The sequence below is a fragment of the Paenibacillus sp. PvR133 genome (assembly GCF_017833155.1).
Classification (GTDB): Bacteria; Bacillota; Bacilli; order Paenibacillales; family Paenibacillaceae; genus Paenibacillus; species Paenibacillus polymyxa_B.
On sequence record NZ_JAFIBS010000001.1, the window covers coordinates 4,262,534 to 4,288,582 of the forward strand.

General features: G+C 43.1%; 25 protein-coding genes, 1 rRNA gene and 3 pseudogenes. 9 read left to right on the plus strand and 20 right to left on the minus strand.

Annotation, left to right across the window (positions count from 1 at the left end):
- The first annotated feature begins 86 nt into the window (after positions 1 to 86).
- The gene (locus tag JOE49_RS18490) at positions 87 to 662 is read left to right on the plus strand and encodes a TetR/AcrR family transcriptional regulator (protein ID WP_068939620.1); all 576 of its coding nucleotides are present in this window, start codon (positions 87 to 89) and stop codon (positions 660 to 662) included.
- A 725-nt stretch (positions 663 to 1,387) separates the two neighbouring features.
- On the opposite strand, the gene JOE49_RS18495 is transcribed toward JOE49_RS18490, so the two are convergent.
- Entirely contained in the window at positions 1,388 to 2,050 is a 663-nt protein-coding gene (locus JOE49_RS18495) for a nitroreductase family protein (RefSeq protein ID WP_023988794.1), read from the minus strand.
- 190 nt (positions 2,051 to 2,240) lie between these two features.
- On the opposite strand from JOE49_RS18495, the gene JOE49_RS18500 reads away from it, so the two are divergent.
- Positions 2,241 to 2,831: a TetR/AcrR family transcriptional regulator gene (locus JOE49_RS18500; protein ID WP_023988795.1), complete on the plus strand. Its 591-nt coding sequence runs from the start codon at positions 2,241 to 2,243 to the stop codon at positions 2,829 to 2,831.
- Positions 2,832 to 3,827: 996 nt separating this feature from the next.
- Here the strand turns inward: JOE49_RS18500 and xerS are convergent.
- Together xerS and JOE49_RS18510 are read right to left on the minus strand one after the other, a co-directional pair.
- Positions 3,828 to 4,901, minus strand: coding sequence for a tyrosine recombinase XerS (xerS, locus tag JOE49_RS18505; RefSeq protein WP_209942330.1), 1,074 nt, complete (start codon positions 4,899 to 4,901; stop codon positions 3,828 to 3,830).
- Positions 4,902 to 5,122: 221 nt separating this feature from the next.
- Positions 5,123 to 5,398 (minus strand): annotated as a pseudogene (locus JOE49_RS18510) (nitroreductase family protein); the annotation flags it as partial.
- A gap of 156 nt (positions 5,399 to 5,554) precedes the next feature.
- Here JOE49_RS18510 and JOE49_RS18515 point away from each other — a divergent pair.
- From JOE49_RS18515 to JOE49_RS26950, 3 genes and pseudogenes are all read left to right on the plus strand, one after another.
- Positions 5,555 to 5,788: an IS3 family transposase gene (locus tag JOE49_RS18515; protein WP_209942332.1), complete on the plus strand. Its 234-nt coding sequence runs from the start codon at positions 5,555 to 5,557 to the stop codon at positions 5,786 to 5,788.
- 22 nt (positions 5,789 to 5,810) lie between these two features.
- Positions 5,811 to 5,945, plus strand: a pseudogene (locus JOE49_RS26945) (IS3 family transposase); the annotation flags it as partial.
- Between the two features lie 155 nt (positions 5,946 to 6,100).
- Positions 6,101 to 6,196 carry an IS3 family transposase gene (locus tag JOE49_RS26950; RefSeq protein ID WP_481856250.1) on the plus strand — a complete coding sequence of 32 codons (96 nt, stop codon included), beginning with the start codon at positions 6,101 to 6,103 and terminating at the stop codon, positions 6,194 to 6,196.
- A 16-nt stretch (positions 6,197 to 6,212) separates the two neighbouring features.
- Here the strand turns inward: JOE49_RS26950 and JOE49_RS18525 are convergent, their stop codons facing one another.
- The 4 genes and pseudogenes from JOE49_RS18525 to JOE49_RS18535 form a co-directional block, all read right to left on the minus strand.
- Positions 6,213 to 6,443, minus strand: coding sequence for a hypothetical protein (locus JOE49_RS18525; RefSeq protein ID WP_160790471.1), 231 nt, complete (start codon positions 6,441 to 6,443; stop codon positions 6,213 to 6,215).
- A 183-nt stretch (positions 6,444 to 6,626) separates the two neighbouring features.
- The gene (locus JOE49_RS18530) at positions 6,627 to 6,983 is read right to left on the minus strand and encodes a copper amine oxidase N-terminal domain-containing protein (RefSeq protein ID WP_209942334.1); all 357 of its coding nucleotides are present in this window, start codon (positions 6,981 to 6,983) and stop codon (positions 6,627 to 6,629) included.
- A gap of 230 nt (positions 6,984 to 7,213) precedes the next feature.
- Positions 7,214 to 7,507: pseudogene (locus JOE49_RS26955) on the minus strand (IS4 family transposase); the annotation flags it as partial.
- Between the two features lie 43 nt (positions 7,508 to 7,550).
- The gene (locus tag JOE49_RS18535; protein ID WP_245248419.1) at positions 7,551 to 7,895 is read right to left on the minus strand and encodes a 2-oxoglutarate dehydrogenase E1; all 345 of its coding nucleotides are present in this window, start codon (positions 7,893 to 7,895) and stop codon (positions 7,551 to 7,553) included.
- 705 nt (positions 7,896 to 8,600) lie between these two features.
- Here JOE49_RS18535 and JOE49_RS18540 point away from each other — a divergent pair.
- The 3 genes from JOE49_RS18540 to JOE49_RS18550 are packed head-to-tail and all read left to right on the plus strand — an operon-like array spanning position 8,601 to position 12,272.
- Positions 8,601 to 10,049: a spore germination protein gene (locus JOE49_RS18540; protein ID WP_209942336.1), complete on the plus strand. Its 1,449-nt coding sequence runs from the start codon at positions 8,601 to 8,603 to the stop codon at positions 10,047 to 10,049.
- Between the two features lie 46 nt (positions 10,050 to 10,095).
- A complete protein-coding gene (locus JOE49_RS18545; protein WP_245248421.1) occupies positions 10,096 to 11,172 on the plus strand; it encodes a GerAB/ArcD/ProY family transporter in 1,077 nt (358 codons plus the stop codon).
- Entirely contained in the window at positions 11,169 to 12,272 is a 1,104-nt protein-coding gene (locus JOE49_RS18550) for a Ger(x)C family spore germination protein (protein WP_209942340.1), read from the plus strand. Before JOE49_RS18545 ends, JOE49_RS18550 begins: the two co-directional genes overlap by 4 nt.
- 903 nt (positions 12,273 to 13,175) lie before the next feature.
- Here the strand turns inward: JOE49_RS18550 and rrf are convergent.
- The 8 genes from rrf to JOE49_RS18590 all read right to left on the minus strand — a co-directional run bounded on the left by rrf (position 13,176) and on the right by JOE49_RS18590 (position 19,570).
- A 5S ribosomal RNA gene (gene rrf / locus JOE49_RS18555) occupies positions 13,176 to 13,292 on the minus strand.
- A gap of 361 nt (positions 13,293 to 13,653) precedes the next feature.
- The gene (gene csaA / locus JOE49_RS18560) at positions 13,654 to 13,986 is read right to left on the minus strand and encodes a chaperone CsaA (protein WP_160789725.1); all 333 of its coding nucleotides are present in this window, start codon (positions 13,984 to 13,986) and stop codon (positions 13,654 to 13,656) included.
- Between the two features lie 95 nt (positions 13,987 to 14,081).
- Positions 14,082 to 14,405, minus strand: a complete 324-nt coding sequence (locus JOE49_RS18565; RefSeq protein ID WP_044785947.1) for a putative quinol monooxygenase — start codon at positions 14,403 to 14,405, stop codon at positions 14,082 to 14,084.
- A 111-nt stretch (positions 14,406 to 14,516) separates the two neighbouring features.
- A complete protein-coding gene (locus JOE49_RS18570) occupies positions 14,517 to 15,614 on the minus strand; it encodes an FAD-dependent monooxygenase (RefSeq protein ID WP_209942342.1) in 1,098 nt (365 codons plus the stop codon).
- A 12-nt stretch (positions 15,615 to 15,626) separates the two neighbouring features.
- The gene (locus tag JOE49_RS18575) at positions 15,627 to 16,478 is read right to left on the minus strand and encodes an SDR family NAD(P)-dependent oxidoreductase (protein ID WP_044785942.1); all 852 of its coding nucleotides are present in this window, start codon (positions 16,476 to 16,478) and stop codon (positions 15,627 to 15,629) included.
- Between the two features lie 362 nt (positions 16,479 to 16,840).
- Complete coding sequence (locus JOE49_RS18580; protein ID WP_209942344.1) at positions 16,841 to 17,416, minus strand: TetR/AcrR family transcriptional regulator; 576 nt, start codon at positions 17,414 to 17,416, stop codon at positions 16,841 to 16,843.
- Positions 17,417 to 17,654: 238 nt separating this feature from the next.
- Positions 17,655 to 18,767, minus strand: a complete 1,113-nt coding sequence (locus JOE49_RS18585; protein WP_481856239.1) for an L-dopachrome tautomerase-related protein — start codon at positions 18,765 to 18,767, stop codon at positions 17,655 to 17,657.
- Positions 18,768 to 19,288: 521 nt separating this feature from the next.
- Positions 19,289 to 19,570 carry a hypothetical protein gene (locus JOE49_RS18590; protein WP_044785939.1) on the minus strand — a complete coding sequence of 94 codons (282 nt, stop codon included), beginning with the start codon at positions 19,568 to 19,570 and terminating at the stop codon, positions 19,289 to 19,291.
- Positions 19,571 to 19,763: 193 nt separating this feature from the next.
- Between JOE49_RS18590 and JOE49_RS26450 the strand changes: the two genes are divergently transcribed.
- Complete coding sequence (locus JOE49_RS26450) at positions 19,764 to 20,045, plus strand: spore gernimation protein GerQ (RefSeq protein ID WP_245248707.1); 282 nt, start codon at positions 19,764 to 19,766, stop codon at positions 20,043 to 20,045.
- Here JOE49_RS26450 and JOE49_RS18595 read toward each other — a convergent pair.
- The 5 genes from JOE49_RS18595 to JOE49_RS18615 form a co-directional block, all read right to left on the minus strand.
- Entirely contained in the window at positions 19,946 to 20,380 is a 435-nt protein-coding gene (locus JOE49_RS18595) for an alpha-amylase family glycosyl hydrolase (RefSeq protein WP_245248422.1), read from the minus strand. The two genes, JOE49_RS26450 and JOE49_RS18595, sit on opposite strands and share 100 nt — an antisense overlap.
- A gap of 64 nt (positions 20,381 to 20,444) precedes the next feature.
- Positions 20,445 to 21,338: a carbohydrate ABC transporter permease gene (locus tag JOE49_RS18600; protein ID WP_023988798.1), complete on the minus strand. Its 894-nt coding sequence runs from the start codon at positions 21,336 to 21,338 to the stop codon at positions 20,445 to 20,447.
- A gap of 13 nt (positions 21,339 to 21,351) precedes the next feature.
- Positions 21,352 to 22,266: an ABC transporter permease gene (locus JOE49_RS18605; RefSeq protein ID WP_023988799.1), complete on the minus strand. Its 915-nt coding sequence runs from the start codon at positions 22,264 to 22,266 to the stop codon at positions 21,352 to 21,354.
- A gap of 62 nt (positions 22,267 to 22,328) precedes the next feature.
- Positions 22,329 to 24,065 carry a type 2 periplasmic-binding domain-containing protein gene (locus JOE49_RS18610; protein ID WP_209942348.1) on the minus strand — a complete coding sequence of 579 codons (1,737 nt, stop codon included), beginning with the start codon at positions 24,063 to 24,065 and terminating at the stop codon, positions 22,329 to 22,331.
- Positions 24,066 to 24,387: 322 nt separating this feature from the next.
- Positions 24,388 to 26,046 carry an extracellular solute-binding protein gene (locus JOE49_RS18615; RefSeq protein ID WP_245248423.1) on the minus strand — a complete coding sequence of 553 codons (1,659 nt, stop codon included), beginning with the start codon at positions 26,044 to 26,046 and terminating at the stop codon, positions 24,388 to 24,390.
- Between the last annotated feature and the right edge of the window lie 3 nt (positions 26,047 to 26,049).

Here is a 26,049-nt window from a genome sequence, read left to right on the forward strand (position 1 = left end):
TACTCAATGGTTAATGGATGCGTATTTGTTTTATATACAACAACACCCTAAGAATTGTTGATTAACTGAAGGAGGTAACGAAAGGAATGGAAAACGCTGTTAAAACCGACCGACGCATTCTCCGAACCAAGCAGTCCATAACGAAGTCGTTTCTGGAGCTTTTTTCGGAAAAAGATTTTGAACAAATCACTATTAACGAGATAGCGGAGCGTGCCAATGTTAACCGCGGCACCGTTTATCTGCATTACAGTGACAAATACGACCTTTTGGATAAATGCATTGAAGATCACATCAACGAATTGATTTCGTTGTGCAAGAAACGGGAGGCCAATCCGCTTAGCCAAGGAATGGTACAAGAGCCCAAACCGGTTTTTGATTATTTGCGTGACAATTTCCAGTTTTTCTCTGCTATGTTTTCCAATCAAAGAGCCTTTCTATTCCGGGACCGATTGCTGAATTTCATCTCAGTCAATCTTATGAATAAAATGGAAAGTACTGACAATAAGCCCGTTATCGACAATGAGTTAAAAGCCCAATTCATGGCCTCTGCTTTTATTGGCATTGTGGAGTGGTGGGTACGTCATCAAATGCCGCATTCCACACAATTTATGGCCGATCAGGTTAGGAATTTATTTGAAAAGAATCAAGTTTATCCGAAGTAGCATTGAATGTATCTCAGAACTTTATCCTTTCGCTTTTACGCAAACGCTACCTAATGGGGTTCGGCAATTCTAGGCCACGGTTATGAAGTGTTCCCTTCTTTACATTAATTCCACTAACCTGCCCATAAGCGTAATGAAAAGATCAGCCGATCGTTTGGCCGGCTGCGCTAACCTGGTTAGCTTAATAAAAATGGAGCAGCTGCCAACTGGCAAAACTGCTCCATACTGTTGTACAACTAACGTTTCGCGTTAGTTGTATGGACTAATTACTGAGTGAATTTCATACTATCTTGACTAGCAACAAATCCAAGTCGTTTATTGAATCTGTAGCATCTTTACGGTGTGTATGGTTGTCAGTTAGATTATTTCGTAACCCATTGTTTTAGCCTCATTAATAGTATAACAAAATGGGGACTCTCCAATTCCTTTGCCATAATAATCCTGTCTACACGAACACCCTCAATTTAACCTCATGTTGTACCTAATCTCGAAAACCTCGGAATAATTAATTGTAAGCTGAATACCACCAATAACTTCGTTGTTATTCGAAAGGAACGATTACAACATTAGCATCTGCTGTTCAATCTTTGCGAGCGCTTCAAGCTGGTATCTTTTTGTACTACCGTCCCGAGCAATCGAGCAAAACAAGAATTGAAATTAACGATGGTATCCCTCAAGTCTCTGCTGGCCGTTGATTATGCGGGCGCCAAGTCTTTTTCATTTTGTTATTCTCTAGGCATTTCGTTAAAGAAAGCTACATCATCAACTGCCAGCCTCACCGTCGGATGACCGGGCTTCGCCGCCTTGCCGATGGCGATCAGCATAATCGGAACGTAGCGTTCTGATATCCGGAACGCTTCCATGAACTTTTGTTTGTTGTAGCCGCCCATCGATACCGTGTCGTAGCCTTTAGCGCGGGCGACAAGCATGAGTTGCATCGATACTAGCCCGCCGTCGGTATAAACTTTTTCGCGGATGGCCTCGGGCGGCATACTCGAATACATCCCGGTATAGCGTTCCACGAACGATTTAGCCGTCTCTGCAGGCATGTAACCCGCATCGACCGCCATTCCGTAGATTTTCTCGGCCGATTTATAACACTCCAAATCTCCGAGTAGCGCAATGACAGCCGAAGCCTCGACCACTTGCTGTTGAGTGAATGCGATCGGAAGCAGCTTCTGCTTCAGCTCCGGCGAGTCGATAACTAGAAAACGCCACGGCTGCAGGTTAGCGGCTGAAGGAGCGAGCGTGGCTTGCCGCAATATTTCGGTCAATTCCTCCCGCGAAATCTTGATCTCGGGATCATAGCTACGAACTGACCGGCGTTCTCCAATAACATCAAAAAAAAGTTGGTGCTCCATCGTTAGTGACGGTTGTGAAACCGACATGGTTCTCTCCTCCTTTTGGAAAAGCAGCATTCTGCATTTTGTTTCAATACAACATTAGTAGTTTGAACAACACTTGTTGTATTTATATGTTATAATACCAACCGAATGGTACGCAATCATCAATAACCATAAACCGTTGTATAGACAACACCATTTCTATAATGTCGTTTTATTAGGGGAGATCTTAACGATGACCATTAAAAAGAATGAAGCTGATCCTCGTGTGATACGTACACGGCGACTCCTTCAAGACGCTTTTGCTTCATTAATTCAAGAAAAAGACTTTGAATCGATAACCGTTAGGGATATCGCAGAGCGGGCTACTGTTAACAGAGCGACTTTTTATGCGCACTTTGTAGATAAATTCGAAATTCTTGAGGCCAAACTAATGGAATCATTTATGACAATCATAAATCGTAGAATAAACGGTCACGAAGTTCTAAATGAAGAAACAATTCAGAGTATTTTTCTGGGTGTGTGCGATTTTCACAAGGGTCTAAGCACGATGTGCAAAAGAAGGTATACATCGCTTGGACTTGTATTCGAAATTCAAATAAAGGAAAAAATTCAAACGATACTTCTTTCCTTTATAGACAAAGACAAGATGCCATCGAGTCCAAACGCGCACTTCTTAATAAATACAGCTTCTATCATGTTAAGTTGGGGGATGTATGGGGCTGCTTACGTTTGGAACAATGAGGGGTGCCCAATAAGTGCGGAATCATTTGTTAAACAGGCTATGCCCTTAATGATGAACGGAGCCAAAGAACTACTGGGATAGGTCTTGTCGCTATTGCTCTATCCTGCCCGTTCAGATGAAACCAAGCCTGTTGTGCCTGAAGAAAGCAAACGTTGGATTGTATAGTGGCTCATCTTGGAAGAAGGTTTCACCCGTATATTAATGGGCTTACTGAATTGAACATTTTCCTTTGGAACCCACCTGTATTCGCTCGTCTCATCAGAAATAGCCAACTCTCCACCCAGTTTTACACACGAAAATCAAACATGACCTTCGAATGAACATCAGTTTGTGTGTTGTGGTGAATAGTGGACTGTAAGTTATCTGTTTAGATCATCATCAAATCGGCAATCGGAACATGTTCTTGTCCTTGGCTCGGGACAAGAACTTGTACCGATAACATAAAAAAGCCGCTAAAATAGAAATTGCGACAGAAGATAACAGGCACGTATCTTATTGTAAAAATGTATAAAGTCTTCAATTCGTCTATGTGCTTCTCAATACTTCCGATGATGATCCTAAGATTATAGATCTTCCACTTTCGGCTGTGAACGATCAAGCCCGTGACTCAAGGGGTGCTCCTATCGTGAAATGGTACAATAACCCGAATTGGTTTGTTGGAAATGGGATAATATTCTTGTCAAAATCGGTGATGAGATAAAGTTCTTGTCATTTGGTTTTGACAAGAACTTTATCTCATAAAATAAAAAAGCCGCGATTTCCGCAGCAATTAATGAGATAATGTTTTTATCATCCGACACGTGATATGTCCAGTGACACAAAGCTTACCTCTTTTTTGACACAAAGTTTGCCCCTTTTGAATTAATGACACAAAGTTTATCTGTTAGCTAGAACTAGGTCGATATAGAGAAACTTGCGCTATTACATCTTGTAAGGGGCAAACTTTGTGTCATTTTCCCTGCAAGGGATAAACTTTGTGTCATTCTCCCCGCAAGGGATAAACTTTGTGTCACAAAGTAATGAGTGAAAAATTATATTATTAGTAGTTTCAAGACCACCTTAAATTTGAATTATACATCACTTATCCATATTATTAACTGCTTTCCTCATTTCTTCATCAGTTAAATGTGTGTAGATCATTGTTGTTTGTATTGAGGAATGCCCTAACTGGTTTTTCAATCTGGGTACATCATTGTTCTCTAAATGATAACGCGTTGCAAATGAATGCCTCAAAGAATGAACCGTCAAAGCCGGCTTTCCAAAGGCTGTTGCATATTTCTCAACAAGTTTTTCTATAGAACGTTGTGTTAAACGTCTATTTTTACCTTTGCGTCCTACAGGTGCTGCAATAAACAAAAATCTTTCATTTTTTTCTGGGGTATATCTTGTTTTCCTTATCTGCAGGTAATTCTCGATATCTAGAGATGCTTGGCTGCTAAAGTAAACATATTGCTCTTTTCCCCCTTTTCGGACTACTCTTACAGATGATTTCGTAAGATCTAAATCCTCAAGATTGATTCCGGAAACTTCAGATAATCTTAGCCCTGATCCTAAGATTAATGAAATTATTGCTGTATCTCGTTCACAATTAAACCGATGGAAATTCATGATACGTTTGTTTGTTTTATTTAATTCGCCATAATCGTAAGCTACAAACACTCTAAAATCTTCAAAATCATTTTCTCTCAGTATTTTTCCTTCCATACGATTCGCAATCGTTTCCTGACTTTCTTTTACTGCATTTAAGTCCATTTTAGCCATAACATTTCGTTGTATATAGGGCTTTAAATCAATTGTTTCGGCTTTATTCTGTAAGTAATCAAATAAGGACTTAAGAGAAGAAAGCTTACGATTTATTGTTAGCTTATTATTCCCAAGTTGATACTCCAAAAAAGACAAAAAGCTTTCTGTTTCACGTATCGTTAATGTTTCTAGCGTGGATAATTCAATTTCTGTTCTTTTTTGAACTGTGGTAAAGTTCTCTGTAATCAGCCAATCAAAAAAGATTATATAATCGTGGCAGTAATTAAGAAGTGTTGAGGCAGAAAGCTTACGCTTCTTACTGTCAATAAATTCAGTAACATACCAAGGTAAATCACTCAACTTATCGTCAATTCGACCCATAAGGTGTAATTTAGCTTGTTTATCCAAAAACAACCACCCCCAAAAGAATATAACTTCTAATTAATTATTCGTCAAATTATTATTTTACGTAATTATATTAACTTTAACTCAGTATTGCCCCTTCAGCAATCTTCTTGTAACCTCGAATAAATTTATCTTTTTCATTTGTCCTTGCTTAATGATGCTTATGAAACAATCGTTTCTGTGAGAATCATATCCAAAAAGGAAAATTCACTTATATATTTCAATCATTCCCATGCATTATGGTGTATTAGATTATTCAGATTTCGACGTATCTCCCAATTTACTTGCTCTAGGATTGGTTTTATAGCATAAAGATCCGTATAACCTAATGAAACCAAAGCAATAGGATCAATATGTGGTGGAATATTTAGTATTTTCCGTACGTCTGTTTTCTTGTAAAAACTCAACCATCCCATAGCTATTCCTTCTGCATAAGACGCCAACCACATATTTTGGATACAACAGGCGACGGATAGAATATCTGTTTCAGGAATAGAATTATAGTTACTGTCATCTATGAGAACATTCTGACCGCTTACATTCCCTTTTGCATTGTAAAAAGTATAGGTATGTGATAAAAGCTTCCCTTGCTCTGTACCTTCGTAGTTTTTTTAGTTAATACAATGCGCCCTCTTCTTTGGTGGATATTGGAACTGGTGTATGCAAATAACATTCCTGTTTATCAGATTGATCGCGATGCAAAGGCGAAGAAACAGGTGCTTCAAATTTATCAGCGATATGCAGGGAAATATGGCTATCGGCAGCTTCAGTTGTTCCTTTGGCAAGATCATGGGATTTGGATGAACCACAAGAAGGTGCTTCGTCTTATGCAAACGCTCGGTATTCAATCCCGAATTCGTCGCAAACGATGTATATCTATCGGCAATTAAGGATCTGTTTAATAACGAGATCGTGGCTTACGAAATCGGCGAACGCAACGACAATGAACTCGTGCTCCGCACATTCAGCAAAGCGTTTGCTAAGCAGAAAGACGTGACCGGACTGATCGTTCACAGCGATCAGGGATTCCAGTACACGTCTCGCGCTTACCAGGACATGCTACCAATGGTTGGCGCTCAAATCAGCATGTCTCGTCAAGGAAATTGTTATGACAATGCCTCTATGGAGAGTTTCTTCTCGCATCTCAAAACGGAAGACTCTACCCTTATCATATCCGAACGGTTACCGAAGCACAAAGCAAAATTGAGAAATATATTCGTTTTTATAACCGAAAACGGCCACAACGAAAACTAAAAAAACTGACGCCGGTAGAGTACCAACGCCAGTTTGCGGCCTAGGGTCTTTTTTCAATGTCTAGAAAATGGGGTCTTGACCATTATTCAGCAGGGTGTTTAATTCATTATTATTGTGTTTCGCAGGTATTGCTGCAATAATGTCTTTCCCTTTATTAGGAAGAGCTTTTTCGCCTTCATAGATGATATTGCCATTTTCATCATATGTTCCAAATTTAACTTGCTTTGTTTTCCACAAGTCCTTAAAGAAATCTATTTTTCCTGTGAAGATTGGTTTATTTGGCCTTCCCATTTAACCCAAGCAGCCCCATCTATAACCACAGCATATTGTGCTATTTCTCTATAGACATAAATAAAGTTGTTGCTCTGTTTGTTGAGGAAGTAATAAGTTCCTCCATCCCCTCCTTCTTCAGTGCTGGCGAGTTCCTCATGTAGAGAAATCCTTGGTAATTGGATAGCTCGTTTCTGGATTCTTCTAGTTTATTGCTGGCATAGCGTTGGGAGTTTGACTAGGCTTATAAGTAACAACTGTTTTAGAATCAGGATGCCACAATACTTTTGCATTTAGTGCCTCCCCTATAAAACGAAAAGGTACATATACAGCGCCTTCTTTAACAGTAGGATTTACGCCCACAGAAACCTTCTTATCGTTGACATACGCACTATTACTACCTACGGTTAGATTCAGTTTATTTTTCGTATCTGAATCGGTCACCATAACCGTCTTGCTTTTGTTGTCCCAGTCCACTTTTAGATTTGGAATAAGAGAAACTGTTCGTATTGGAACCAATGTTACATTGTCTATAACAATGGGATTCTGTCCATTGGCCATGCTACCATTAATATTTAAAACGTGCGAAGCTCTTCATTTTTCTTGGACGGTTTATCCCCCATATACCACGTACCTTGACCGATCCGGGGCAAAGACGTACCATCAGAAAGGTTTACCACGCGCCCACCCCCTTATTTTTTTAATTTGATTTTTCTCGCAGAGCCCCGTCCTATTCTCCATAACGAATATATTGGGTGGTGTTTTTGCAGTGGTCTCCCATACATTCTAACTCAACTTTCGCAGCATGAAACAAGGCTTGATGTAACTGGTCAAAGTGGCAATCCATTGCTGGAGTTGACGCCGAATAAGAACTGAAATCTTCTTATCGGCTTTTAGGGCTACTTGGTTGATCAAATCCGCAGCTGTTGCAGGGCAACGACCCAATCGAGCGTACCGACTTCGTTGCACAACAAATAAAACAATCTGTCAAAGGAACGCGCATCCGTGCTTTTCCGATGATGCCACGCCAGCAGTATGTATAGGGAAAACACAATCGTTGTGTGGCTGGTCAGCAAATTGCAGGACGGACTGAAGTCAGAACCTCCATTAATTAATTGTTTACATAGGTCATATCATCAACTCTTCGTCTATCCGATGTTCCCATAGTCCCAGTTTACCCTTCGCTGGAATATAGGGCTTCAGCAGACGGAAACCCGCTATTTCCCACGCAAAATAACCTGGACTGTAATCGCCTAACAGGAAGTCCTCACCCGTCACAACCTTCCCGCAATCCAGAATGGCTGACGTATGATTAGCGTCGATAACTTGATAACAATTTGTAAACTCGCAAGTAGCAAGGATAACCCCCGTAGGAAGGCTTTGTTCCGTATAGCCATTCTTGGCGAGTAAAGAACGTATGAGTTCATATTTGCAGGCCTGCTTATCGACTTTCTGGCTTGCATGAATAGCCAACGGTCCGCGGTACCGGGTCTTCCAGGATCTGGTTTCATATAGGGTCTCGCCTTGGACAAGCAGAGTCGCTCATGGTTGAATCATGGATAATACTTTCATTCCTCTACGCTCCATTACTGTCATAATGAATTACTATTCCCCAAACATTCTCGAGACTTTCCATTCCCGCATAAAAAGGACGCATTCCCTCCGTTCGCAATAGACCTTTGGGGACAACCTCTGTTTAGCACGCTCGATTAAGCCTGAATTTCGTTTGCGATTTGACGCATTCCCTCTTCGAGTGACGTGGTCGGACCTCCTTCCAAGCAGCTTCTGAAGATCATTGCTCTCGATTTCCAATGCGCCATCGCGGATTGCACTCTGAATTCCAACCAGTCGGAACGATCGGTTCAGGTATAACTACGGTGCTCATTATTCTGGCATAAGTTTCGTCATCCGCTTGTTGAACGGGAACTTCCTCCAAGACACTTCCGAAAGGTGTTACACGCCTTTGAATGGATTGCATTATCAATTTATCTTTCATCTAACGTCACTCCTCTCGTTAAGCCCGATTATTTCTTCCAACGTTTGCACAGACGCGGCTCAATTCATGCGAGTCCCTTCTCATTCAAAGCACTTAAATTCAACTAAGAAGAACGGATGATTTTCCAATCAAATGCCTATAATAAAGCTTAATGAAAAATCCATAAAGATAATGGTGATTACATGTGGAAATCTTCCGAAATAAATACCTATCCGTTAACCCTTGATGTTTTAAAAACGATGCTTGCCGGCATATCAGAAGCCAGTATCATTGAACGTTGCCCACCTTCCGGAAATCCGATTTGGATTATATATCTGGATACGCTGGTCGATGAGGCACGCATCAATGAATCCATCCTGAAGCCATTGCTTACTATAAATGACAGACCGGTTCCGGAGCGTATTCTAAACTGTAAATTCACAGAAATTCATACACTTAAAGATGCAGAACAGCAACTGATGCGGGCAGCGGTGATCGTACATGAGCCTGCGTTAAATCAATGGTGGACCACTCTTCTTCCGATTACACTGGGTCGTCCTGTAGGAAAATCAGAAACGGAAACCATTATTTACGGGCCGCAGGATAGTTTTACGGAGCAGATTGATCAGAATATAACTTTGATTCGCCGGCGGCTTCCTTTAAGTACATTGAAGTCGGAACAGTTCACAGCCGGTTCGCTTAGTTCTACTTCAGTCTCTCTGCTATACATTGAGGGTTTAACCAATACTAACCTTATCTCTAACACTAAAGAGAAGTTAGTTGCCTTGAACTATGATATATTTCTTGATTCTGGCCAAATCGGAGTTTTTATCGAAGATCACAGCAACAGCCTCTTTCCGCAGCTGCAGCAAACGGATCGACCCGATCAATGCGCTTATTCGCTGGCCATGGGCAAGGTCGTGATCCTGGTAGACAATTCTCCATTTGCTCTGATCGGACCTATAACATTTTTTCATCTTTTCCAATCGCCCGAAGACTATATCCACCGCTGGATAGTCGCTAGTTTTTTGCGTTTACTCCGGTTCTTCAGCTTTTTTCTGTCGCTGATACTAATTCCGGTATATGTTGCCTTAACGGCCCACCACTACCAGATGATCCCCCTGCCTCTCCTCTTTGTCCTGATTGAATCCCGAAGCAAGCTTCCATTCACCCCATTTTGGGAGGGTTTGATCATGCTCGTAATATTGGAAATTATTAAAGAGGCAAGTTTAAGGATGCCGAACAAAACGAGCCAAACTTTAGGTGTCGTAGGCGGTATCGTTATTGGACAGGCAACGGTTGAAGCCGGTTTTGCCAGCAAAGTGCTGATCGTTCTTCTAGGTGTATCGGGGATCGCCTCTTTTCTGTCGCCGAATTACCAGATATCCAAAGCAAACACGGTCATCCAACTGACTCTTCTCTGTTTAGCCGCTTATTTTGGCATCTTCGGAATCATATTAGGTTTAATCGCTCTGCTGGCGCATTTGAACGGATTAACTTCACTGAGAGAGCCGTATTTGGCTCCTCTGACTCCCCTTTATTTTAAGGACTGGAAAGATTTTATAATCAGGGTAAGCCTTCATTGGATGGAAACGCGACCTTCCTATTTGAAACCTTTGAAAAAATGGCGATACAGCCGTAGGAGACGATGACATGTCCGCATTCACGCTGTTCGGTAAAAAGGAAACGCTTGGAAACTTGTATGCCGGGCTGCTCATAAACAGACTTCAAATGCTTTATTATTTTCTCATCATGCCTATGTACCTGGCCCATTTCTATATGCTTTGGGTGATCCTGGGACTGGGACTTCTCTCTCAGCTGATGCTGTGGATGTTGTGCAAGTGGCTGACCTCTCCCTGGGCGACACGGGGACTTGAAGGCTTTAAGGAACTGTTTGGTCCCAAAACCGTTCGTCTGCTGGCTGCGGTCGGGCTGATTCCGCTGTTCCTCAAAACTTCTGTGATCGTACTGGGATATAGCGGAATTGTACATGATTATATTTTCCCCGTGATGAATAAGACTGTTCCGTTGATCGCCATTCTATTGATGAGCTGTTACGTAGCCTCTCATGGAATGGAAAGAACTCTCCGTTTCATTGTAATTACTTTTCTCGGTACCATATGGCTCACCCTCTGCTATCTTCCTTTTTATTTCCCGCCGGTCGCAGATTATAAACAACTGTATCCCTTGATACCGCTCCACCCGCCGCTGGACTCCTGGAGAGGTATTGTCATCTGCTGGTCGGCATTGTCGGGTCCGGAGTATCTTATCTTTTTAGTGCCATGGCTGAAGCCGGATCGAAAAACGATTAAACACCTGACCATCGCTAATCTATTCACTATACTTGAGTATTTGCTTTTTTTTGTTGCCACTGTCCTCTATTATGGACACGAGTATTTGAAAACGGCCGGGTATTCGGTAATCAATATGATCAGTTACCTGCAATCACCTATATTCGAACGGATTGAAATCCTTCTAATTTCTTTTTTTATGTTTAACGTCGTCTTTGCCGTCTCGCTGTTTCTGTTGATGTTCTATGGTGCCCTGCAGATCACGGCAGGCAAAACTCTCGAAAAAAACAGCCGGTTCGGATATTTAGCAAGCTGCTTCCTTATGGGCACCCTCCTTGTCATTGCAAACGAAAAGCTCTGGAAAGCCGATACACTCCAGAACCTTTGGCCCGGATTTTTTATGTACTCAGAAGCGGCTACCTTTCTTTTGGTTCCTATACTTTTGCTGATTGCAATGCGGCGGAAAGGAAATACATATATATGAAACTACGGAAAGCATCGCTTATCATCCTGACATTGTTATTAAGCTTGCCGCTTATGACGTCTTGTGCATCGCTTACCGAGAACAATACCATCGAAGAAATTGCCCCTGTGACCTTTCTTTCTCTCAGCGAAGGCAGCGAAGGTAAAATCAAAATCAGCACACTGGCACCTCCGCTTACCCATGATTCCAAAAAGCTGGTTACTAAAGAGGTGCATATGCTCGAAGAAGGCAGAAAGTATCTCAGCCTTAATTATTTCCGCGAATACAAGCTCGGGCAGCTGCGGATGCTCTTTATCAGCGAATCTCTTGCCCGCAAGGGAATTGCGTCAATAGTTACCTCTCTTTTATTGGACCCGGAAACAACACAGCGATTATATCTTGTTGTTGTCGACGGAAATTTCGATGAATATATCATGACTAATATTGAAAAACAGAAGGATTTGGAGTATTTTTTGTATCGTATGTTTAAACATTATGAAAACAAACAGCAGGGTACGATGACGGTCATCAATCTGCACCGCTTTTTGCAAAAATATCATAATCCTTTATCCGATCCGGTCCTACCCGTTTTTGAAGCAACTCCGGATGATTTTAAGTATGAAGGCACCGGCCTCTTCCAGAAGGATAAAATGGCGGGAAAACTTTCCCTCCGGCAAGACCACATCTTTCAGCTGCTGGATAATGTAAATTATATTAAACTTTTGCCCCTCCCTGAGTTTTCCATTCTTCTCGGCCAGGTTCGCTCAAAAGTAGACCTTCATTGGAACCGCGGCGACAGCATTTACGCGGTGAATGTCAATTTGTACGCCAGACTGGTGGAATATCAGGGAGATCGTTATTTAGGCGATACAAACAACCTGATGGAATTGCAAAGTGAAATTGAAAACTTTCTGAAGGAGCGTACAACGGAACTTCTTCAGCAAATGCAGAAGTGGGATGTAGACCCGTTATCTATGGGATATGTAGCACTTCATCCATTCTCAAAGCCTATTTCCGGAGAAGAGTGGCAGAAAACAAAAAGAAGTCTAAATTATCAGGTGAAAGTTCACCTTACACTCAACCCGCTCCCGGCAATTCCTTCTTATCAAAATCATCGTTAGTACTTGCTGTGTGTCAAAATCCCCTCTTTAGGTATGTATGGGAAATTTAAGGGGAAATTAAATGGGGCCCTGCAGAAAGTAAGGATTCTTTAAGTTGCACCAACGAGATGACCTTATCAGATTCATCTACGATGCTTATAGAACCCATATTTTCATCGTAGAAGGCTTCCATTTTATCGGCAATAGTACCATGTTCTTGTCCATTATAAGCAATGGGATCAAGTTCTTGTCCTGCGCATAGGACATTCATGTAAATTTTGTAAGTCCACCGAAGAGTTAAGTTATTTTAAGGGTTCTCTTATTTGTAAAAGCTGTACCTGTATGCTCAAGATTCCTCCTACAAACAAACAGGTTTTACAGCCAAAAGAGATTATGGCCCAGCCAACTCATACAAAAAATGTTTAGCCCACAAGTGATAGGGTATCGTTCGGAATTTGAAGCAAATACCTGAATGGCCATGAGCTGTACGGGTATCCATAAAGTTAATTCTTAGATTCAATGGGTTTGATCACCTATTGAGCGAAAAGCGCATTTTCCAAACCCGAACAGAGAATTCCCCGTGAAAAACGGGGATTCAGGTTGTTGAGAAAGTCTCAACAGCTATTCTTATTTCTACGTAGTTTAACACGACATCGCGTTAATGTTGAAACAAATAGCGAAGCTTCACTGAGGCTAAACAGCTCACGACGTTTTGGACTGCGTAATGCGACAGAACAATTGCTCATGGCTGCTAACCAAGAAGGTCGCCTTCCATCTGGAAAGGAAAGCGAAGGATGCCTGACTGGCGTTTATTTCACCCGAAAGAACGGATTAAAACCAAGAGAAACCCATGTCTTTTCATCAGACATGGGTTTCTCAACAATCTGAAAGCGTATCCCGTTAAGGGGTGTGCTTTTTTGTCTTGCTTGGCGGCGTCCTACTCTCCCAGGACCCTGCGGTCCAAGCACCATCGGCGCTGGAGGGCTTAACGGCCGTGTTCGGGATGGGTACGTGTGGAACCCCTCCGCTATCGCCACCAAACATGAATTCACATCGTGAATTCTACCTTTAAGGTGTTACACCCTGAAAACTGGATCCGAAACTTTATTGCGTCTTATCTTTAGGATAAGCCCTCGACCGATTACATCTCTTTCTCGAATATTCCCTTTGTCGAACTCTTTCTAAGGATTTCTCAATGCTCTTCAAGTCCATATTAAATTTTGACAAAAAACTGCACCTCCGATCTGTTAGATGGTGTCCAACAATTGGGGTGCAGTTCACACACTACTCAGCTGCTTTCTTAATTGTATTGAGTTAACGTCTACGCGTTGTTCAATCAAAGAGCGACTGTCGACGTCGATGACATCATATCGGGAATGTTATCAAGTTCTCGTCATCTAACTTATCCAATAGGAGTACCGTTAGGTATTTCAGTATCCGGTTTTAATAGAATAACATCTCCTTTTTCCGGGACTCCTCCCAAAACTAATACCTCCGATTTGAATCCAGCAATGCGCCGAGGAGGAAAATTAACGATTCCTATAATTTGCTTTCCTACCAATTCTTCAGCCTTATACCGCTTAGTTATTTGTGCACTTGAGGATTTCAAGCCGATCTCCGTTCCAAAATCAATCTTAAGCTTTATCGCAGGGATCTTTGCTTCTTCAAAAAACTCCGCTTCCTTAATCGTTCCGACACGGATATCTAGTGCTGCAAAATCATCGATCGTTGCCAATCTTTTACCTCCCCCTCTAAAGTCTTTAGCCGCTCTCAAAAATATCTCTCACGCTTTCCCGACAGAACTTAATGAATTCCGCTCGGTGTTGTATTTTACTGCGCTGGTCGAAACGGCTTCAGGAGTCGAATCCCTTCCTCAATGGATCCCTCCATCAATTCCAAGAGCTGGGGTACCAGTTTCTGCATCCGGGGGGCGTTCAGGTGCCGATCGAGAGCATCCTGGTCTTCCCAGCGTTCGTAGATGATGAATGTGCCAGGCTTGCCTTCTACCTCGTGAGCCTCGTAGTCAATGTTGCCCAGGTCGTTGCGCGACGGGGTGACAGCAGCCGTCATGAATGCCTTCATCTCAGCTTCTCTTCCTGCCTTAGCTCTCGCCTCCCAAAGTACAGTAACGTAACGGTTCTTTGTATCGTTCATGCTAATTCCTCCTAATTTATATACTTCGTAATTTTGCTTTAGCATTTTCTCAAATGGAATTGCCTATTTATGCATGAAATTCTGGTGTATCAATGGCTTAGCATAATGCTGTTATAAGCAACCAAAAGAACGATTAAAGCCCTGGCCCGCAAGAACATCTTGACGAGCCACATCTAAACCACGTATTTGGTATTCACTCAAAGCATTTATTATCGAATTCGGATACTTTTTAATCGCGTCCATGATGGCAACCGTATCATCATCAAGTGAGTCATTAAAGCCTGCGCCCGACATTGGCGACATGGTATGAGCTGCGTCTCCAATCATGGCTATTCTTCCTTTTGACAATATATTAGGGATGTATTCATTAACAGGTGCCCCAATTAAACTGCGATCCTTGATCGCGATTTGCAAAATGGCATCATCTTCTTTGCTCCAATGGGCTTGGCTGGTTTGTGATAGTTCTTCCAGCAGCGAAACCGGAATAGCTTCACCGTATAAGGAATGCTGGGTAGTCCCATCCTTTAACACACCTAATTCAGACAGCAATTGATTATGCGGATGATCAAACCAGCAAAAATCTATCCATCGCTGGCCAGGATTGGTTCTCCCCTCTATCCCTGGCATCATCGCAGTAGTCAATGTACCGGCAGCACTATCATTGAAATAAGCGTTCGAAAGCTGACGTTTTTTCCAGTCTTTCTTCTGCAGCAATTTTTTCTCCACTTTCCCTACCCAAACCAAATAGCCAGCATAATCTGCAAATGGTTTGTCAGGGCTTAAATAACGGCGGACAATACTGCGATATCCATCTGCGCCAATCAAAAAGTCTCCTTTAAACGTCTGCTCCTTTTCACTAGTAGCCCAAGCAGAAGATTCATTTTGCCCAATACTAACAATTGGTGTATGGTGCTGAAGGGTAATACCAGGTTCCTTAGCGACCGCATTGAGCAAACGTTCTTGAATGGCTGACCAGGCTTCAACATTGTTGTTACCATTGGATGCCAAATTACTTAGTTCTCGTTCAATTTCACTATTAGAATAAGGCTTTGTGTGTAGGCGAATAAAAGCACCATTCCTTAATGATGAATCTGCACGTTCAAGAATAGTCACTGCATAACCAGAACGGGACAACGCAAGTCCCATCATTAGTCCACCTAAAGATCCACCAACAATAATGGCATGTTCAAACTGTTGTTGTAACATCATTTCATACTCCCATTACTGCAGCTTCATCTGGCTGCGGAGCATCCGGTCGAGGAGTTTATCCGGGAGAATACGAACCAGTCGGGTCAGCAGTGCCGAATCGCGGCCGGCCGTATAGCGGGTGCGCGGCTTACTTTCGTGGATGGCTCGTGAAACCACTTCTGCCACTTTCTTAGGAGGGATACCGTCCGTTGCCCATGATTCAGCCTGAGCCTTCACGGCGTCAAAAAGACGATCATGGCGTCTGTGCTGATCGGGTGTCATCAACTTGGACAGCCGATCGGCTGTCGTAACCCCTTTCTCCGACAGGCTGGTGCTGACACCGCCCGGAGTAATCATGATGACCTTGAGTCCGAACGAGGACATCTCTCTGCGGAGACTGTCATTGATCGCTTCCATCGCGTACTTTGCAGCCGAATAAATTCCGAAACCGGGCATTGAGATTTTGCCGCCAACGGATCCGATATTGACTACGCGTCCGCCGCTGTTCAGCAAGGCTGGAGTAAGCGCCTGAATAACTGCGACCTGCCCGATCACGCTGACTTCGATCTGACGGCGAAATTCATCCAGCGGAACCATCTCAAGAGGTGCATTAACGGCAATGCCGGCATTGTTGACCACGGCGCGCAAAGGGCGACCAAGCGGATCTTGCTCCACTCGTTCGGCCAGCGCCCTTAGTGTGTCGATAGCGGTAACATCGAGAATCACCGGTTCGATATTTTTTTGTTTGATTTTGTCGGCATCTTCTTGACGGCGAACCCCAGCTAAAACGTGAAATCCGTCAGCGGCGAGCTTCTCCGCGGTAGCCCTGCCGATTCCACTTGAAGTACCTGTGACGACAACCATTTCTTGAGTGTTATATGGCATTGTAAACCTCCTGAGTTTGATAAGTTATGGATCGCTGTATAGCACTGTTATACGGTTATTATAGCACCGCTATACAGAACTGTCTATAGCGGTGCTATACATTTTTGCATAGTGTTGTCCTCTCGCGACCTGAACATCATTTTTGGCGGGCGCAACGTGACGTACTTCGACGCTCACGAAATACCGTGCCGTGAGGAATAAGCTCATCAAAACCCTCTGAAAATGAAAAAGATCGCCATCCTGCTTGGATAGGCGATCTCTCTTATGTGCCACTATTTGTGGTGCTTCATCTCTTTACCATGAAACAAGACAAAGCCCCAATGGGGCTTTGTCCGGAGTCTCCAGGTTCTGTCATCGATCCCTCATTTTGAACCCTCGTCCGGCCTTAGGATCAAAATGATCTGCATTACGCTTTCCCGAATGAGATCAACGACGTCGGGCTGGGGGGGAGGTGCCTTGCGAATTTGGGCCGTCACATACAACCATGAGGCCGTGTTGGCGGAAGCCCAGACCAGATCTGCCGCAGCTTCGGCTGAAACAGCCAGTTTTCCTTCGGCGGCGACTCTTTGAACATTTTGCACCAGTGCTTGGTACGACTGATCTGCCGCCTCGATATGGGCACCCTCGAGCAGCCGCCCCATCATCGCCGCATAAATCCGTGGACGGGCTGCCGCAAAGCGCACATAGTCATCCCATCCCTGACGAAGCGCCATTTCTGGAATAGGGGACTCGACTGCAGTAATTTTGCTTTCAAATAACTGTTTGAACGCTTCCACTATAGCTGCACTCAGGAGTCCATCGGCATTACCGAAATGGTGGTAGAGTGTAGGAGCCGTAACCTGTGCGATCGAAGTGACAGCTCGCGTCGAAAATTGGGCTCCGCCCTCTTCTTCGAGTACCTTAAGAGCAGCTGCTAATATTTTGTCATATGTGTTCATACATCTATTATAGCAGTGCTATATAGGTATGTCCATGACGAGGGTTGTACTCGTGTGACCATGTCATCCCGTTTGAGATCACAACATCGTAAAACACTGCCTCTTTTAGTTTTATTGAGCTATCGTTCCCCTTAATTCAGTAGACAGCCGTTCGGAAGCCTTTAAATTCTTCAAAATAATAAAAAATAAAATGCATGATCTACGCAATAGAGTCAATTTGAACAATGGGTTCTATTTATCAAAAGATAGGTGCAGGTAATTCATCAATTTTCAAACGTAGTAAACTATACGGTTTTTTTCGCAGGTCTTTTCCATAATGAAATCTTGCCTGTCTATGTAATTGGTTCACAATTACATATAAGTATTGATCCGGACCAATAGAAAAAGTATCTGGCCATAAAATTCTGGGATCATGGGCGATGGTTTCCATGATTCCATTCGGCAATATCTTTCGAATACTATCGTTTTCATAATCTCCAGCATAAACGTTTCCTTTTGCGTCCGTGATCATCCCATCAGATGCCCCCTTCTCTCCCCAATACTGCACAAGATCACTTAACTTGAAATCCGGAATCGTTCTGTCTCTTAACGATTCTGTTGAGATTGAGTATAGCTGGCGACTGGTTAATGGACAATAGAATAACATTTTTCCATCAGGGGAAATGGCTATACCATCAGAGGCCAATCGAAAGGGAGATGTCGAACCATCCGCGTTTCGATTCATCAAAATTTTGCCTTCCACTTTCGGTACAAAATACGGATCGGGTGAGGTTGAGCTGGCTCCATGCAACCGTCTATACGCATTTCCGTTTTCTAAATTTACGACGATAATAGCGCCTGGACCATTGGAAGAAGAATCCGTTATATATGCGTAACCTGCTTTACCTACACGAAAGTCAAATCGGACATCATTCAAATACGTTGTCGGCAAGACTACATCATCTGCAAATGTATATACTTTTCTTATTGTATTTGTTTCTAAATCTACCGCGACTAATTTTGCCCCTCCTTTAATTGGCTCAGAAAAATTTGGTGCAGCCGTATCCAGTATCCACAGGGTTCCCCTTCCATCTGCAACAACACTTTGGACACTGATGAAGGACATAGCGATATTCAATGGGTTGATCAAATTCGTTTCTAAATTAGGATAAGGCTGCAACTGACCCTCAACAATTTCCGCTACTGTAAATCTAACGTCATCTCCCCATTTCGGAAAGCAAATGAAGATACGCCCGGTTTCTGACACACTAACGCCTGTAGGCATAGGCCCATAAAATGAATAAACGAGTTCTAACTTACCGAAATATTCTTCCATAGGTAACATAGTTTTTTTTGATATCCTCCCCACCATATTTGAACGGATATTACCTATAATATGTTTAAAACTTTTTCTAATTCCTAGCTCTTAATGATTCTTTTTCTAACCAAAACATAGACGCAGAGTAGAGTAACCCTCTGCTGGTTGTTGCGCCTCAATTTTATGATGCCGACCAGTTTGTAGCTGGTTAGTCATCAACATCCGTGCAGGTAAGTGCATCATGCGACACATTGGCGATGTGGATTTCACTTTGCTGCCTGTAATACTAGTCTTTTGAATGAGTGTGCGGTGCTCAAATACGGAGATGAGCTAATTTTTTGTCGATATAATTTCTAAAATGAAGATAGGCTAACTTCAGGAAGAGATCAAAGCCGGCATATTGTATAAATGGGGATTCACTGCTTAATAATAACGAATTTAATTAAGTTTTTTGAAAATGTCCAAGACATCTCAAAAAACAAAAGGCTTCGGCGCAAGCCGAAGCCTTTTGACGGTGACTCTCCGTTGTCTTTGGCAAGTAGTTCGTCTGAAAGTCTAACTGAGCCAAGAGCATTTTATTGTTGGTCCGGCAGACGTAATGCGTTTGCTGAAGTTTGCGCTTGATCTAAAAATTCCTCTGCCTGAGTTAATTGCCGCCGGGCCGTCTCCAAAGCTTGTGAATTTGTTGCCGCGTTAGGTTTACTTATCGAGTTCATCGCCTGATTTAAAGCCGTTTGCACCTCAGAAACCGCGTTAGAAGCATGTTGCTCCAGCGTATTGCCGCTCGAGTTAAGTGCACTTTCTGCCGGTTTTCTTGCACCTTCAGTGGCTAGATCAATTTTGTTTCCATTAGGCAAGGTGTGTCCTCCTCCCTTAAGCAAAGATCATTAATTTAAACATTAATAAGTATGCAGTTGATATTTTGTTTGTATTCCTGCAACTAAATAGGAGTATATGGATCACACAACAATTCCAGCAATCAATTTTAGTATAAGATGCGATGCGTTGGAAAATCTAACTTTGGTGAAAAAAGGAGGTGAGAATTTGTCAATGAATACTCCAGCGTTAGCGCCGCACGAATCGATGGAACTGCATGAAGCGTTAAATTTTAAAACGCTCTGCCTCGCTAAGTCAAAACTTATGCAGGGCTTGGTCTTTGACCAAGAGTTAAAAGCGTTAATGCAGAAAGACGTAATTCAATCCACACAACAGATCGCTGAGCTGCAAGCAATCTATGCAAGAGCTCCTTTCCAAGCGCCCCATTCCTTCAACGCCATCTCTCCAGACATAATAGTCATGGTACGGATTTTCTTTACTTTTTTTGCTTCTTGAAACCATGGATGCTCTTCGGAAGTATGGTTCAACACCAAATCCATTATGATTCGAATGTCACGTTTCCCAGCTTCATGAATTAACATCCCCATATCATCCAAAGACCCGAACATCGGATCAATATCCCGATAGTCCGAAATATCATAACCGAAATCATCCTGAGGGGATTTACAAACTGGTGATAGCCAAATCGCACCGACACCGAGTTGCTGCAAATAGTCCAGACGGGAAACAATTCCTTTCAAATCGCCGATTCCATCACCATTACTATCTTGAAAGCTCCGTGGATATATCTGGTATACAACGATTTCTTTCCACCAATTTTTATTTTCCATTGTTCATTACAACCTTTCCAATAGACGCATAGTGTTTTTATCTTAATCAAGTCACATCATACAATTACTCTTTTACCGATCCTACAACAATTCCAGTCACAAAATATTTTTGAAGCAGCGGATAAATCAGCAGTAGCGGGATGACAGCGACTACGATTTTGGCCGCATTTAGATTTTTGTTTGAAATTTCAGTCAGGTTGCTGAGTTGTGCTGAGTTGGTGCCGGATTGAAGAAGTTCGGCAATATTCACGTTAAGGGACTGAATATAAGTCATTAGCGGATAATTGCTGACTTGGGTCATATAGATCAAACCGCTAAAGAAATCATTCCACGTTCCCACGATACTGAATAGTGCTACCGTCGCCAGCGCAGGGATGGACACGGGAACATATACTTTGAACAGAACCTGGAGCGGATTCGCCCCATCGATGAATGCTGCTTCTTCTAGCGCCTTAGGTACAGCAGAGAAGAAGTTCATGACAAGGATGACACTGAATATAGGGACAGCTCCCGGTAGAACAAGCGACCAAATTGTATTAAGCATATCGAGGTTTTTGATCAGTAGATAACTCGGGATCATCCCGCCGCTGAACAACATGGCAAAAATCATAACATTCATATAAATGTTTCTGCCCCTAAATTCCCTTTTCGACTTGGAGAGCGGGTATGCCATTAAAATAATAAGAATCATGTTGAGAATAAGTGTGAGCACAACACGTAGAACAGATATGCCAAAGGAACGCCAGAACTGAGCATCATCGATAATTTTCGTATACGCTGCTGTTGTAAAATTGACCGGTACGAGACCTACAGCATTAGCTGACACGGCCTCGCTGCTGCTGAATGAAATCGCAACGATATTCCATAACGGAAGAAGGCAGATCAATGCCAGCAATATGACGATGGCATTGATGACAAACCGGCCAATTCGATCTTTTAGGCTTACAGAATATGACATAGGCTTTGCCTCCTTAGAATATTTTTCGGTCGGTGTATTTCTTGGCCAAATGGTTGGCGGACAATAGCAAAACAATACCGATCACTGACTTGAACAGGCCAACAGCCGTACCGAAGCTATACTGTCGCCCAACGAGTCCAATCCGATATACATAAGTATCCAGTATATCTCCCGACTCATAGACAACCGGATTATACAGATTATAAATTTGATCGAAGCCGGCACTCAAAATATTGGTCAGACTCATCACTCCCATGAGCAGGATAATAGGCAGCATACCTGGCAATGTAATATGCCATACTTTTCTCCACCAGCTGGCTCCATCCATTCCTGCCGCTTCATACAGACCCGGATCAATCGAAGTAATTGCAGCCAAATAGACGATGGAACTGTAACCGAACTCCTTCCACACGTCTGTCCCAATAATCAGCGGCTGGAACCAAGTGTTGCTGCCGAGAAAATTAATATTCTCCAGACCGAAAAAAGCCAAAATTTGATTCACAATTCCATCCAAACTGAACATGTTAACAACCACGGATGCTAGAACTACCCAGGATAGAAAGTGTGGCAGATAAACAATTGTCTGTACGGATTTTTTAACGAATTTGATGCGGATCTCATTTAACAAAATGGAAAAAATGATAGCCATCATTGTTCCCAATAGAATCTTGGCAATGGCAATCACCAACGTATTACTAAAAACCTGTGCGATGTCCGGCAGCTTAAACATATAAATAAAATGCTTCAGCCCTACAAATTTGGAGCCAAACATCCCCTTGGCTGGTATATAATCCTGAAACGCCGTAATGACACCGACCATCGGAACATAGCTGAATACCAGTAAAAATAAAATTCCCGGAAGCATCATCATATGATACATGGCACCCGTGCCCAACCGAACTTTTGCTCTATCATTTCCCTGTTTCATGGATGGACCCCTTTCCTGAAGAAAGGCTGCTTATCGCGGCCCTTCTAGCAGTTCATGATTGTTTATTTTTCGGATGCAGCCTCGTCTTCAATTTCCTGAATTACCTGGTCCCCACCTTGTTTCTTCCAATTGCTAACGAAAGTATCGAAGTAATCCAGAGATTCTGCACCAGTCACGATTTTGATGAAAGATTCCTGCTCCATCTTGGTCAGATTAGCCCATGTCTGTTTCATGCTTGGTGTAGTGCCAGAGAAAGCGGGTGTCATCCAGACGAATTTGTTTTCCCGTGTCAGTTTGTCGATGAGTCCCACTCCGTTGATACGCGAGTGATATTTCGCCCAGGCTGTTACGTTATCCGTATCCATATCGCTCAAGTAGGTTTGGATACTTTCAATATTGTTCTTTGATTCGGTTGTCCGGACCTGATCCAGACTAATCTCCCCTTTAATCCCGCGAACAACGTCAGAGTAATCATCCAGCAGCGAGGTAGCCGAGTTGACTTCAATATTAAAAGGTCTGGTAGAACCGTCTACGCCGTTCTCTTGATACTTGGCGGCTTCTGGCATAGATGTTTCCACATTTTTATCATTTGCCAGTTTATCGTAGAAAAGGTTTACTATTTTAACGGCAAGTTCCGGGTGTTCATATCCTTTTCTCACAACGATAAACTGATTGGCTGGATTGGCGTGTGCCACGTTTACCTTTCCGTCTGCATCCTCCAAAGTGTAAGCCGTGAATTTCGCATTCTTATCCATCTGCTTCACGCTGCTCAGACCCCAGTCGGGAATATGCCATGGTCCAAAAGCAATACCGCTTTGGCCGTTGGTGTACAGTGCCGTAATATCATCAAATGTGCGTGTTCCAAATTGCGGGTCGATGATGCCTCTCTTGAACCAATCTGCCATGACGCCTAACACCTGCTTGGTTTCCTTTGTTGTCGAGCCATAAACAATGCTGCCATCCTTTCCCTTCATCCAGTATTGAGGGAATGCACCCTTGGTGGAGGCAACTCCCAGCATGGTATAGGCGGAACCATTATAGTCACTTGTATTAAGGGTGTTCACAAAGGGGATACCTACCGGTTTCCCGGATTGGCCAGGATCTCTTTTCAGGAATTCCTCGGCCGTTTTCTCCACATCATCCAGCTTGATGGCCCCGTCTCCGTCTGCGTCAAGTTGGATACCCAGTAAATCCAGCCAATCCTGACGAACCCAGACCATGGTTGGCGCGGAATCTAGGGAAGTAGCCGGAAGTCCCATTAAACGTCCATCTATCGTCGCATTATCTAATGCACGGCCCTCATAAGATTCGTAAATGTTCTTGATGTTATCTGTGGCATACTGCTTGTAAATTTCCGTCATATCTTCAATCAGATCATTATCAACCAGTTCTTTGAGTTCATCCTTGGAATCGACACGCATCATGTCAGGCAGTTCCCCAGAGGCGATGGCGAGAGAAACCTGACGGCTGTAATCTTCTCCGTTGGCTTCAAATTGGTCTTTAATCTGAGCGTTAAATGTTTCTTTGACCAGCCGAGTATACGCGTTGTTCTCATACGTATCTCCAGCCGGCAGTTTCGGGTTGGCTGTAGTCACACGACCCATCGTTACGGTTATTTCGTCTTTATAGGCACTGAATGGGTCTCCCGGTGTTACCTCATACTTGCCCGCTTCCTCCGCAGTGGGAGGGTTGGAGGAACCCCCACAGGCTGCAAGGGTTGAAATCATCAGGGCAGACATCGACAACACGGCCAGACGTCTCGTCAACATGTTTCTTTTTATGAACCATTTAGTTCTCATCACATTCGATTCCCCTTCGTTTTGAATATTTCTCTATCATTGTTGTTTGCGCTTTCATTATAAGACTCGGAGAAGACAAATCGAGATAGGGATTGAACGTCTGTTTGGATAGAGAAATGTATACGGTTTCATTCGGGATCATGAAGCCATAGTTGGCTTGTAAGCATTTATCCTACCTACCGACATACATTTGTCTATCCTTACTTACAAATCAAAGTGAAGAACAAAAAACCGGCAGCTCCTGAAATAGGAATCGTCGGCTTGATTAATGGAATTTTAAGAGTGTCTTATAGAATTTATCGTATCACATTCATAATGGTCTTCAGCGATGATTATGGGGTGCAGTCACCTCCACAGTCACTTGATCGCCCCCTTGTTCCTTCCATTCCTCGACAAATTGATCAAATGAATCGATCGGTTCAGCGCCTAAAATAATTTTTAAAAATGTATCATGTTCCAGTTTTGATAGTTCACCCCAAGCCTTCTCCATCGTTGGAGTTCGTATATAGGTAAGGCTTCGAACTTTATGGATGTTTGGATCGAAAAAATTTCTTCCGCCTACAAGAAGCGAATACCCCCGCATAAAGCTGTCGCTGTGTTCATTCCAATAGGAAATACCATATTGATCATAAGGCTTCAATTTGGTTTGTTTTATTGTCGAAACTAAGTTTTCCAGCAATTTGTATTCAGACTTGTCCTTGAAATCGGCGGGTGTTTTGGTTCCCATCAGAATATCCTGCGCGGCCTTCGATTCATATCGTGCTTCATCTGCCGGAGCAAAGAAATTGCGGCCCAGCATAAAACGCGTACCGTACTTGAACTCATCACGAAGGTACAGATTGTTAATTTTAATGATCGCTTCGGGATGAGCATATCCTTTTCGTACCACCAAGAATGAACTTGACGGATTATCCACCTTCACATGGTATGCTCCGTTTGCATCCAGCGGGAGTGCGTATGCTTGCCAGTTCGCCTCCGGCTCGTTCTGCCAAGCGCTCGGAAGGGGCCAGTACCCAGCATAAAAACCTTGAAAGAACATCCCCGCCTGACCGTTAATAACTGTTTCTTCCGCTTCTTTGCGGATACCCAGTTCTGGATCGAGAAGGCCTTTGGCGTACATTTCACGCAGTTTGACCAAGGCCTCCTTCGTTTCCGGTAGAACCGAACCGTATACAGGTTTTCCATCTTTGCTCAGCCAATATCCCGGGAAAGATCCAAATGCTGCGAAGATTGGGGTTAGATCAAAAGAAAAAGCACTGTTGTTGAAATCGTTATACAGTCCAGTGCTTGAAGCAAGGCCAATCGTATCCCGCTTACTGTTTCCATCTGGGTCATTCTCTACAAAGGCCTTGGCGATAGCTTCCAGATCATCTACCGTTTTCGGCGGCTTCAGTCCAAGACGGTCCAGCCAATCCTGTCGAATCCAGAGCATGCTGAAGTCTTCCGCTGTCACAGAAGGAACAGCCATCATCTTGCCATCGAAGGTCACTTGTTCCATAGCCAATCCGTTTGTGCTATCAATAATTTTTTTTATTTCCGGTGATGCGCTACTATTGTATGCCTCGGTTAGGTCTTCAATTTCTCCAGCCTTGATCATCTCGTTCAGCTGCAGCTGATTTACAATCATGGCATCCGGCAGATCATTGCTGGCGATAGCCAGATCAATTTTCTGACTCAGATTTTCCTTCGACACCTGCCATAATACCTGGACATCAATGTTAAGGTTTTGTTTAATCATCGTTTTCCATATATTCTTCTCAAGTGTTTCTCCTCCAGAGAGATCCGCGCCTGTTGGATCTACCACATATCCCAGTCGGATGGAAACGGGATATTCATATTTCCCCAATGGATCGGCAGCGGCAGTGTCCGAGATTGTTTTCGTTGGTCCCATTGGCGATTCCCGGAAGTATGGGTTGCTGAAATATACTGTCACTGTAATTAAGCTGACGACAAGAACACATGCAGCCATCTTCTTAATCATCGC

What these genes read in the sequence shown, in the direction of transcription:
- JOE49_RS18490 (WP_068939620.1), top strand. Translation starts at nt 87, where the DNA reads ATGGAAAACGCTGTTAAAACCGACCGACGCATTCTCCGAACCAAGCAG.
- JOE49_RS18495 (WP_023988794.1), bottom strand. Translation starts at nt 2,050, where the DNA reads ATGTCGGTTTCACAACCGTCACTAACGATGGAGCACCAACTTTTTTTT.
- JOE49_RS18500 (WP_023988795.1), top strand. Translation starts at nt 2,241, where the DNA reads ATGACCATTAAAAAGAATGAAGCTGATCCTCGTGTGATACGTACACGG.
- JOE49_RS18525 (WP_160790471.1), bottom strand. Translation starts at nt 6,443, where the DNA reads ATGGGAAGGCCAAATAAACCAATCTTCACAGGAAAAATAGATTTCTTT.
- JOE49_RS18530 (WP_209942334.1), bottom strand. Translation starts at nt 6,983, where the DNA reads ATGGCCAATGGACAGAATCCCATTGTTATAGACAATGTAACATTGGTT.
- JOE49_RS18540 (WP_209942336.1), top strand. Translation starts at nt 8,601, where the DNA reads ATGTGGAAATCTTCCGAAATAAATACCTATCCGTTAACCCTTGATGTT.
- JOE49_RS18550 (WP_209942340.1), top strand. Translation starts at nt 11,169, where the DNA reads ATGAAACTACGGAAAGCATCGCTTATCATCCTGACATTGTTATTAAGC.
- JOE49_RS18565 (WP_044785947.1), bottom strand. Translation starts at nt 14,405, where the DNA reads ATGAACGATACAAAGAACCGTTACGTTACTGTACTTTGGGAGGCGAGA.
- JOE49_RS18570 (WP_209942342.1), bottom strand. Translation starts at nt 15,614, where the DNA reads ATGATGTTACAACAACAGTTTGAACATGCCATTATTGTTGGTGGATCT.
- JOE49_RS18575 (WP_044785942.1), bottom strand. Translation starts at nt 16,478, where the DNA reads ATGCCATATAACACTCAAGAAATGGTTGTCGTCACAGGTACTTCAAGT.
- JOE49_RS18580 (WP_209942344.1), bottom strand. Translation starts at nt 17,416, where the DNA reads ATGAACACATATGACAAAATATTAGCAGCTGCTCTTAAGGTACTCGAA.
- JOE49_RS18585 (WP_481856239.1), bottom strand. Translation starts at nt 18,767, where the DNA reads ATGGTGGGGAGGATATCAAAAAAAACTATGTTACCTATGGAAGAATAT.
- JOE49_RS26450 (WP_245248707.1), top strand. Translation starts at nt 19,764, where the DNA reads ATGAATACTCCAGCGTTAGCGCCGCACGAATCGATGGAACTGCATGAA.
- JOE49_RS18595 (WP_245248422.1), bottom strand. Translation starts at nt 20,380, where the DNA reads ATGGAAAATAAAAATTGGTGGAAAGAAATCGTTGTATACCAGATATAT.
- JOE49_RS18600 (WP_023988798.1), bottom strand. Translation starts at nt 21,338, where the DNA reads ATGTCATATTCTGTAAGCCTAAAAGATCGAATTGGCCGGTTTGTCATC.
- JOE49_RS18605 (WP_023988799.1), bottom strand. Translation starts at nt 22,266, where the DNA reads ATGAAACAGGGAAATGATAGAGCAAAAGTTCGGTTGGGCACGGGTGCC.
- JOE49_RS18610 (WP_209942348.1), bottom strand. Translation starts at nt 24,065, where the DNA reads ATGAGAACTAAATGGTTCATAAAAAGAAACATGTTGACGAGACGTCTG.
- JOE49_RS18615 (WP_245248423.1), bottom strand. Translation starts at nt 26,046, where the DNA reads ATGATTAAGAAGATGGCTGCATGTGTTCTTGTCGTCAGCTTAATTACA.